The 9133-nt window shown below is 63.5% G+C and carries 9 protein-coding genes and 3 pseudogenes; 11 read left to right on the top strand and 1 reads right to left on the bottom strand.

What is annotated here, in order from left to right:
- Positions 1-55 precede the first annotated feature (55 nt).
- The 10 genes and pseudogenes from OXK16_06220 (at position 56) to OXK16_06175 (ending at position 6443) form a co-directional block, all read left to right on the top strand.
- Positions 56-664, top strand: a complete 609-nt coding sequence (locus OXK16_06220; GenBank protein MDE0375539.1) for an RloB family protein — start codon at positions 56-58, stop codon at positions 662-664.
- 258 nt (positions 665-922) lie between these two features.
- A complete protein-coding gene (locus OXK16_06215) occupies positions 923-1051 on the top strand; it encodes a hypothetical protein (GenBank protein ID MDE0375538.1) in 129 nt (42 codons plus the stop codon).
- A gap of 37 nt (positions 1052-1088) precedes the next feature.
- Positions 1089-1280 (top strand): annotated as a pseudogene (locus OXK16_06210) (helix-turn-helix domain-containing protein).
- Positions 1281-1364: 84 nt separating this feature from the next.
- Positions 1365-1742, top strand: a pseudogene (locus tag OXK16_06205) (VOC family protein).
- Between the two features lie 69 nt (positions 1743-1811).
- Positions 1812-2201, top strand: coding sequence for a VOC family protein (locus OXK16_06200; protein MDE0375537.1), 390 nt, complete (start codon positions 1812-1814; stop codon positions 2199-2201).
- A 115-nt stretch (positions 2202-2316) separates the two neighbouring features.
- The gene (locus OXK16_06195; protein MDE0375536.1) at positions 2317-2742 is read left to right on the top strand and encodes a CopG family transcriptional regulator; all 426 of its coding nucleotides are present in this window, start codon (positions 2317-2319) and stop codon (positions 2740-2742) included.
- The gene (locus OXK16_06190) at positions 2739-3086 is read left to right on the top strand and encodes a DUF5615 family PIN-like protein (protein MDE0375535.1); all 348 of its coding nucleotides are present in this window, start codon (positions 2739-2741) and stop codon (positions 3084-3086) included. Before OXK16_06195 ends, OXK16_06190 begins: the two co-directional genes overlap by 4 nt.
- Positions 3087-3496: 410 nt before the next feature.
- The gene (locus tag OXK16_06185) at positions 3497-4504 is read left to right on the top strand and encodes a class I SAM-dependent methyltransferase (GenBank protein ID MDE0375534.1); all 1008 of its coding nucleotides are present in this window, start codon (positions 3497-3499) and stop codon (positions 4502-4504) included.
- 271 nt (positions 4505-4775) lie between these two features.
- A complete protein-coding gene (locus OXK16_06180) occupies positions 4776-6116 on the top strand; it encodes a Fic family protein (protein MDE0375533.1) in 1341 nt (446 codons plus the stop codon).
- Positions 6117-6251: 135 nt separating this feature from the next.
- A pseudogene (locus OXK16_06175) lies at positions 6252-6443 on the top strand (CoA transferase).
- Positions 6444-6641: 198 nt separating this feature from the next.
- Here the strand turns inward: OXK16_06175 and OXK16_06170 are convergent.
- On the bottom strand, positions 6642-7298 hold the full coding sequence (locus OXK16_06170; protein ID MDE0375532.1) for a TetR/AcrR family transcriptional regulator: 657 nt from the start codon (positions 7296-7298) through the stop codon (positions 6642-6644).
- Between the two features lie 202 nt (positions 7299-7500).
- Between OXK16_06170 and OXK16_06165 the strand changes: the two genes are divergently transcribed.
- Entirely contained in the window at positions 7501-9096 is a 1596-nt protein-coding gene (locus OXK16_06165) for an S-layer homology domain-containing protein (GenBank protein ID MDE0375531.1), read from the top strand.
- The last annotated feature ends 37 nt before the right edge of the window (positions 9097-9133 follow it).

Here is a 9133-nt window from a genome sequence, read left to right as displayed (position 1 = left end):
GCGGAGAGTTCGAGCAAGCCGTCCAACGAGATCCGGCGTCGACACTCTCCCGCGGATGAAACGTCCAAAAGGAGGGCGACCCACCCGCAGCTTAGGCAGGGAGGAAGTTCGCCGGATCGTTCGGGTTCATAGTGAGGGAACTGTTACCGAACTTGGCTACCTGAGACACATCGCCCGCGGTAACACAAAGGTAACCCTAACCTTCGGACCAGGCGGTATGGTTCCACTGTCACTTGTCGACCGGGCGCGCGCAGACATCCGAGAACGAAGACGTCGGAACGCAGTGCTCGAGTTCGATGAGATCTGGGTCGTCTTCGACATTGATAAGCACCCCAACGTGAAGCAAGCGAGGGTGGAGGCGCAGCAAAATAGTATACAGACAGCGATCTCAAACCCTTGCTTCGAACTTTGGTTGCTCCTCCACGTCGAAGAGCACAACAGGGCAATCGACCGGCGCGCTGCTCAGAGCCGTGCCAGGAATCTGGGACTGATCGACAAGAAGTCGATAGCGCTGTCAGCATGGCCGTCTCTTGACCAAAGCTACAAGATTGCTCGAACTCGCGCGATCAAACTTGATCAGCGTCATGAGGGTGATGGGTCGCCAAGGTTCTCCAACCCGAGTTCGAGCGTCTGGAGGCTTGTTGACAGCCTGAGCCGCGAGTGAGGTGCACGAGCGGAACCGGCTTCTTACTAGCAAGGCTGAGAACATCTGACCTGGTGATCTCTTGACAGCATTGGCCTAGGACCATGCGGACGCTGTAGTGGTATGTAATGTGGGACGTACCACGACAATATGGTGTCTAGCTGGGGGTTTACGAGGTCTTAAACCTCCGCTGCCCCTAAGGGGCGTGTGGGTTCGAATCCCACCCCGGGCACCCGGGTTCACACCGTTGACAGCTCTATCGAAGTGGCTCTACAACGCATGAAGGTCGTCAGGAACGTCCTCATCCCGATGCGGGACGGACCCGGGCCGGAGGGCGAGGAGTCGGAGGCACGGGACATGCCGGGGTACGCCCGGCGGTGTTTTCGCCGCGCCGCGCTGCCTTACTGATAGGCAAGTCGTCACTTGCCTGTTAAGGTACGTGCCAGTGGCCGACATCTACAAGGCCCTCGCGGATCGGACACGTCGGATCATCCTTGACGAGTTGGCCGAGCGCGATGGCCAAACACTGTTCGAGATTGGAGCACGGCTCGCTTCCAAGCATCAGCTGAGTTCGACCCGCCAGGCGATCTCTCAGCACCTCGGTGTCCTGGAGGAGGCCGGCCTCGTCAGATACAGACGTGAAGGCCGCTACAAGTACCACTTTTTCAACCCGGCACCGCTGTCCGAGATCAGCCGGCGATGGCCGAGAAAGGGCCCAAGAGTGAAGATTGCGTTTGCGAGTGTGTACGTCGATGACCAAGTCAAGGCCATGGACTTCTACACCAACATCCTGGGGTTCCAAGAACACTCCAACATCCCCATCGGTGACGACTTCTGGATGACAGTCGTCTCACCCGACGCCCCCGACGGGCCCCAGCTGCAGCTCGACCCGGCCGGCCACGCCGCCGTCACGCCCTACCGCAAGGCCTTGGCCGACGATGGAATCCCGCTAGCCCAGTTCGCCGTCGACGACGTCGACGCCGAACACCAGCGGCTGACCGAGGCCGGCGTCGCCTTCACGGTGCCCCCGACCGATGTCGGCGAGGTCTGGATGGCCGTGTTGGACGACACCTGCGGCAACCTCATCCAGATCGTCTCACAGAAGCAGCACACCGACGTCACGCCCACGACGGCGGCACGTGATGGCAGGCCGCAGAGCACCCCGGCCATCCGGATCGAACTCACCGGCGTATTCGTTCACGACCAGGCGGAAGCCCTGGCGTTCTACACCGACGTGCTCGGATTCCAGAAGCGCCACGACATTCCGCTTGGCCAAGACTCCTGGCTCACGGTGGTCTCGCCCGACGACCCCGACGGGCCCGAGTTGTTGCTCGAGCCATCACATCACCCGGCGGTCAAGCCCTACCGCGACGCCCTGATGGCCGCCGGCATCCCGCTGGCCCAGTTCGCCGTCGACGACGTCGAAGTCGAACACCAGCGGCTGACCGAGGCCGGTGTCGCCTTCACGGTGCCCCCGACCGATGTCGGCGAGGCTTGGATAGCCGTGTTCGACGACACCTGCGGCAACCTCATCCAGATCATCTCGGTCAAGCCCTGACGACACCCCCTGGTCGCCCTAAGTCCTGGCCCGAAGTTGCGGCAGAGCCTTGGCGTAAGTCAGCACACTACGATGTAGCGCGACGCACTCAGGAGGTTGCGATGAGGAGATTGCCATGAGCCGACCGACATCGCTGCGGCTACCAGAGGAGGTGCGCACGCGCCTCGATGACGAGAGCCGGCGGATCGCGAGCGCGCCGTCGTCGCTGGCAGTCGTGCTGATTGACGAAGGGCTCAAGATGCGGCGGTTTCCGGGCATCGTGTTCCGTGACGGCCCGACAGGGCGCCGCGCCGGGTTGGCCACCGGGCCTGACGTGTGGGAGATCGTGCGCGACCTCAAGCGCCACAGCGCCGGCGTCGGCGGTGACCCGGTCGGCGTTGTCGCTGAGGAGACTGGCCTTCCGCCCGAGCTGATCGGTCTCGCAGCCGACTACTACGCCACGTTCCCCGATGAGGTCGACGACCGCATCGCGGCTGATGTCAGGGCCGCCGAAGAATTGCGGACGCTGGCGGATCGCCGCGAGCGCATGCTGTCGGTGTGAGGTGGCTGCTTGACGAGATGTACCCGCCGGCGGCCGCTGCCGAACTGGAGCGGTTCGGACACGACGCCCGCAGCGTCGCCGGCTCGGTGCTGGCAGGCTCCGATGACGAGCATCTCTATGAGCTGGCAGCCGGCGAGGATCGTGTCATGGTGACGGAGAACTTCGCCGACTACGCGTTCCTGGTGACGCGGAGCCTGGAGCGCGGCAGTCCCCGGGTGGTCGTCGCGTTCGTCACAAAGAGCGACCTGCCCTCGGGAACAGCTCTGGCCCCAGCGCTCGCACGCCGCCTCGACGCATGGGCCGCCGCCAACCCATCTCCACCACCCGGCACCCACTGGCCCTGACACCAACCGACCCGGCGACCGTCCCCGGTGCCTCAGCGGTCGGGGGGTGTGTGCTGCTGGGGATGCACCGTGTAGCGGAACGACGTGACGGTGATCCGCAGCGTGACACAGCCCTCGAAGCGCACCGGAACGGCTGGTTGGTGTACTTGTGGCTGAGGGCGTCGAGCACGACCATCTCTGGGTCCGGCTCGATCTCGGCGGAGTGGCTCGCCCGCCAGCCTTCAACGACGGCCAGGTGAACATGAAGGGAAGCTCGGACGGTGGCTTCAGCGCTGCCCAGGTCGCGAGCCACGCGCTTGCCCTTGCGCCTCCTGAATCCACTACCGGATGAGTTAGAACGGTCCGAGACCCGGAATAGTCCGTGCCAGAATGGACGGGATGGCACCGTATCCCTACCCCGTAAGGGACTCTTGAGACTTCTTCGGCTCTACAAGGGACTGAGGTCCACATATCGCGACTCGGACGTCACCCGTCGCGTGCGACGCTTCGATGGATGGACCGGCCGAGCATCAGCGAGCGAGGGTCCGAAGGGCTACGAACACGCCGAAACCGTCAGGGAGTACTACGACCTCTTCAGCGAGTTGATGGTCTTCGGCTGGGGCGAGTCGCTTCACTTCGCCCCGCTCTCGCCCCGGGAGAGCCTGGAGGAGTCCCAGATCCGGCATCAACGCCTGATGATCTCCAAGCTGGAGTTGCGCGAGGGCATGACGGTGGTCGACGTCGGTTGCGGCATCGGCGGCCCGATGCGTCGCGTCGTCCGTGAGGCCGGTGTCAGGGTCTTGGGGGTCAACTACAGCGAACTCCAGCTGGCCAAGGCGAGATCGTTGGACGCCGAGGCGGGAATCGACCACATGGTCGACTACCTGGCTGCCAGCTTCATGGACATGGCCGCTATCGCAGACGACACGTACGACAGGGCCTACGCGATCGAGTCGACCTGCCATGCGCCGGACAAGGTCGGCGCGTTCGCCGAGATCTACCGCGTGCTGAAGCCCGGTTCGCTCTTCTGGGGCCAGGAAATGTGCATGACCGACCGGTTCGACCCCCACGACAGCCGGCATCAGGCCATCAAGCAGGACCTGATGCACGGCATCGCGCTCAAGGAAATCGCCACGACGGGTGAGGTGGACGCTGCGCTCGCAACGGCGGGATTCGAGGTTGTCGAGGGGATGGACCGAGCCGTCGACGAGACCCGCCCTTCGAAGCCCTGGTACCAGCCCATGGCCGCCCGTATCAGGATGCAGAACCTGAAGGCGCACATCGGCATGGCCGGCCTGGCCGAGGCGTTGCGGGTGCTGCCGAAGGGAACCAAGGACGCCGTCAGGGTGCTGGATCGGACCGCCGGCGCCTATGTCGCAGGCGGCAGGACCGGGATCTTCACACCGCTCTACTGTTTCCTGGCTCGCAAACCCCTATAGGGATTGAACACCGGAGAATCTTGGGGCATCCGGGGAATCACTCACCACCCGGGCCGGGCAGACGCAGCGAGTAGTGCTGCCATTCCGTGGTCCAGCGAGGCGAACTGTCCCGACCAGCGCCGGAAATGGCCAGCGCCATATCAAGGATGTATCAAATCTCTATAGAATCTATAGTAAGGCATCGGGAGATGCCCTCCGGGATCCTCGGGGGCGTAGGGATGTATAGGCGACGTATCAAACGTCTATAGAATCTATAGATCAGGACAATCGCATGAAGAGACCCCGCAATCCGCCGCAGGTCAACGACCTGTTCGAAAGTGTCGGACCCGACCGTTTTGCCGAGATAGTCCTTGGCGGCCAGATCAATGCGGCGCCCGGAGGTCACTACTACCACTGGGACCAACTCCGTCATCGGCCGCCCCCGGAGGGACTCTCGTCGGAGGAGTGGTGGCTGGGCATCAAGATGGCCCGGCAACTGGGTCGCCGGGCCCTCCCCCTGATGAACGGTGACGGACAACTGTTCAGCTATGTCCTCACGGACGAAGCACTCTCCCTGTTGCAGCGTATCGACCAGCAAGCCGCCGGCCGCATAGGACTGCCGGAGGACGTGGTCAACCCGCGCGACCGGACTCGCTACGTGGTCGCAGGTCTGATGGAGGAGGCAATAGCCTCCAGCCTCCTCGAGGGCGCCGCGACTACGCGCCGAGACGCCAAGAAGCTACTTCGCTCGGACAGATCTCCCCGAACCCCCGCGGAGCGCATGGTGTTTAACAACTACCAGACGATGATGTACATCAGCCGCGACCCGACAGCGCCGCTGACGGCGGAGACCGTGTTCGAGATACACCGGATGGTGACCGAGGCGACCTTGGAACGCCCGGAGGGCGCCGGACGCATGCAGCAATCGGGTGAGGAACGAGTCAAAGTCGGCCACTTCATCGATCCGGACCCGGCATATCACGTTCCTCCACCTGCCGAGGAGCTGCCCGGCCTCATGGACTCCATGGTGTCGTTCGCCAACGACTTGGAATCCGAACCGTTCGTGCATCCCGTTGTGAGGGCAATTGCGCTGCATTTCTACCTGGCGTATCTGCACCCGTTCGTCGACGGGAACGGACGAACGGCCCGGGCGCTGTTCTATCGGTCTCTCCTGCGCCAGGGATACTGGCTGGCCGAGTATCTATCCATCTCCCGCCTGCTCCGCCGGGCCCCGGTCCAGTACGGGAAGGCCTTCCTGCACACAGAGACCGACGATGCGGACTTCACCTACTTCCTGCTCCACCAACTGGACGCCCTGCATCGATCCATCGAGGAGCTATGGGGATACCTGGAGACCAAGGCCGCCGAGGTCCGCCAGGCGGAGCGGGCGCTCCGCGGAAGTCCGGACTTCAACCATCGACAGATCGCCCTGCTGAGTAAGGCCTTGCGTCGACCCGACGCCATCTACACCTTCAGGTCGTACCAGACGACACACGGGGTGACCTACCCGACTGCCCACGGTGATCTGAGCGATCTATACCAACGAGGTTTGCTCGAGCGGCACAAGGTGGGTAGGCAATACCGCTTCGTTCCTGTGGCAGAGACAGTGATGGATCTCTTCGCCAACCTATAGCGTCAGGTTCCTAGGAGAATTGTGGAGCCACGGGTGGGACATCAGCACAAAACAGCCATCTACCTGGGCCTTACACATCCTCAAGCTCTTCTGTCCATCAAGAGGGTGAGGTTCGCGAGTCCTGGACCGGGCACCATGAGCGGGCCTCTCCCCGACATCACGGTGGTCGATCTGAGCCGGGTGCTGGCCGACCTCGGCGCCCGTGTCATAAAGGTCGAACCGCCGGGAGGCGGTGATGACGCTCGCCGGTTCGGGCCCTTCGTGGGCGGGCGTAGCGTCTATTACGAGTCGCTCAACCGGGGCAAGACGGCCGTGATACTGGACCTCATGGACGCTGCTCTTCCCTTCGCTACTGCCCTAGACGAGACACCACCCGAGCACAAATGGCAACCTCCCTCACTCGCGCTCCCGGGGTCGACACCGTGGCGAAGTCGCGGGACGCGGAGGGATGACTCGGACCCATAGTGTGACCGTCTGGGATCCCTAAAGGGTCCGTCTAGCGGAGCCGTGGTGGCGCAGGCCGGGTCAGGTTGTCTGCTCGATTGGCGAGTACACGAGGCCGATCACCTGCCGGAGTAGCTCGGTCCATTCCCCTTCGGTTGGGATGTGACGGTTGTCCAACCCGGCAGACATGAGCAAGTGGGTGCCGATCCCGATGGCTTGGCACATCAGAGTCACCGCGACGGTGCTCAGTTCGGCGTTGTGGGGCCCCTCGGTCTTGCCCTTCTCGATCAGGTGGGTCAACTGGTCGGATTGGTCATTGAGGAAGCGCCGCAGCCGCTCGCGGACCGCCGGGTGGTTGCGGGCGCTACCGAAGACCTGGATCAACACGTCTTGAACCGCATCAGAGGACAACAGGTGCGATGACCAGAGCTCCAAGACGGCAGTTGTCGGCAGCTCGGCAACATTGAGCTCCTTCATCCGTTCCGAGGGCAGCAGCCGTTCGAAGATGTAGTCGAGGGCGGCAACCATCACCTCGCTCTTCGTCGGCCATCGTGAGTAGACCGCGCCGACGGTCACCCCGGCGCGGCGCGCGACGCGGCTGATAACGGCTGCCTCATACCCGTACTCCACGAACTCCGTGGCGGCGGCTTCCAGCAACCGCGCGGTCGTCGCCTCCGGGTCCGCCCGGCGACGCGGGCGACCACTACCGGCGGTGTGGGTGTCCGTGGAATCGCTCATGAAGCATGACAATAGTGCGCCATCACAGACACTTACCGTGTCCTCTTCATCAACCGGAGTAGTCGCCGAGTTGCTAGGCTACATAGTAGTTACTACATAAAGGGGTCTTGTGGCCAGGGTCGTGGGGGTTTCTTGCCGGCGGGGTGTGGGGTTGGTGGTCGTTGCCGTTCTTGTTGGGTCCGCCTTGGGGCCGGGTGCTGGTGTGGTAGGTGCCTCGTCTGAGGAGTTCTCCGATCTGGATGCGGCGGAGGTTCATCGGTCAGCAGTCGAGAGGCTCGCGGCTCTGGGTGTGTTCGAGGGGACGGAGTGCGCTCCGGGAGAGTTCTGTCCACGGGACGTGGTGAAGCGTTGGGTCATGGCGGTGTGGCTGGTGCGGATCCTGGATGGGGGTGACCCGGCCTCGGTAGGTGCGTCGCGGTTCGTGGATGTAGACGCGTCGCAGTGGTGGGCGCCTTATGTGGAGCGTCTGGCTGACTTGGGCGTGACTGCGGGTTGCGCCACCGAACCGGTCCGCTTCTGCCCGCATGAGACAACTGATCGTGCTCAGATGGCGACGTTCCTGGTCCGTGCCTTCGATCTGCCCCGGGACCGGTCGGGTCGGTTCACCGACACCGGGGGGAGTGTCCACGAACCCAACATCGACGCTTTGGCCGCCGCAGGGGTAACTGCGGGATGCGCGACCGGTCCCCCTCGCTACTGCCCGGGCGGGGACACCGCCCGGGCAGAGATGGCCACGTTCCTCACCCGAGGTCTGGGACTCGAGCCACCACCGGAGCATGTGGTGCGGGTGCTGTACGCGGTGCCGGCAGACCGTGAGTTCCGTTCTGGCGATCGCGACGTTCTACGCCGAGCGATCGAGCATGCTCAGGCCTGGTATCACGAGCAACTCGAAGGGGTCACGTTCTCGCTGCATGATCCGATAGTGGAGGACTGCCGGATGAGCCAGCCGGAGGACTTCTACGCCCGGGGCCACGCCTGGCAGAAGGTAGTGGAAGGGGTGCAGCACTGCGCGCCAGTCAGGGGATGGGCAGCCGGTGGAACCCATGACGCGCCGGGGTCTACCACTACCTGGGTCATCTACGCGGATGTGGAAGAAGCATGCGACGAGTACCAGCAGTTCGGTGAGGGTGCTCATGAACTGGGAAGGGGAGGTTGGGGTCTCACCATCATGGGTCGCCAGGAAGGCGTCTTCGACTCGGGGCCCTACCACTACTGCGGTGAGGGACCGTACACGCGGACGCGCGGGGGCGTGATCGGCGGGATCGCCCACGAGCTCACCCACGCGCTGGGTGTGATCAATCACCCGCCTGGCTGCGACGAGGGTCTGCCCTCCTGCGACTCCCCCTCGCTGATGCATCTTGGCTATCTGACCTATCCGGACACGTATCTTCGTGACGACGAAAAGGCCATCCTCCGCGGCTCCCCGTTCATCACACAGCGCCCACCGCCGCTCCCACCGATGGTCGACATACCCTCGGCCATCCGGGGAACGATCGTGGATCCTGACGGTCGACCGGTGGACGGGGTGGGCCTGTGGGCTTGGCAGAGCGACAACGCAGAAGACAGCCGCTGGGGTGTAACCGGATCAGAAGGCACGTTCGTCATACGCGTACCCGACGGCCCGTACCGCCTAGACGTGTACGCGGCCCCCGGTGGTGCCTGCGCCGGGTACTACAACGGTGAAGGCATCACAACGGACTTCCAAGAAGCCGTGATAGTCACCGTCGAAGGGACAGACATAGAGGGCGTAACGATACGACTGCCTGCATCACCCCAAGACCTTGTTGATGGTCATTGAAAATCCCCGGAGTTGATCACTGAAATTCCCCACCCCC

The organism is bacterium, from assembly GCA_028821235.1.
In the GTDB taxonomy this organism is placed as follows: Bacteria; Actinomycetota; Acidimicrobiia; order Spongiisociales; family Spongiisociaceae; genus Spongiisocius.
The sequence above is the reverse complement of the archived record's forward strand: the minus strand, read 5'-3'. Positions and strand labels throughout refer to the sequence as shown.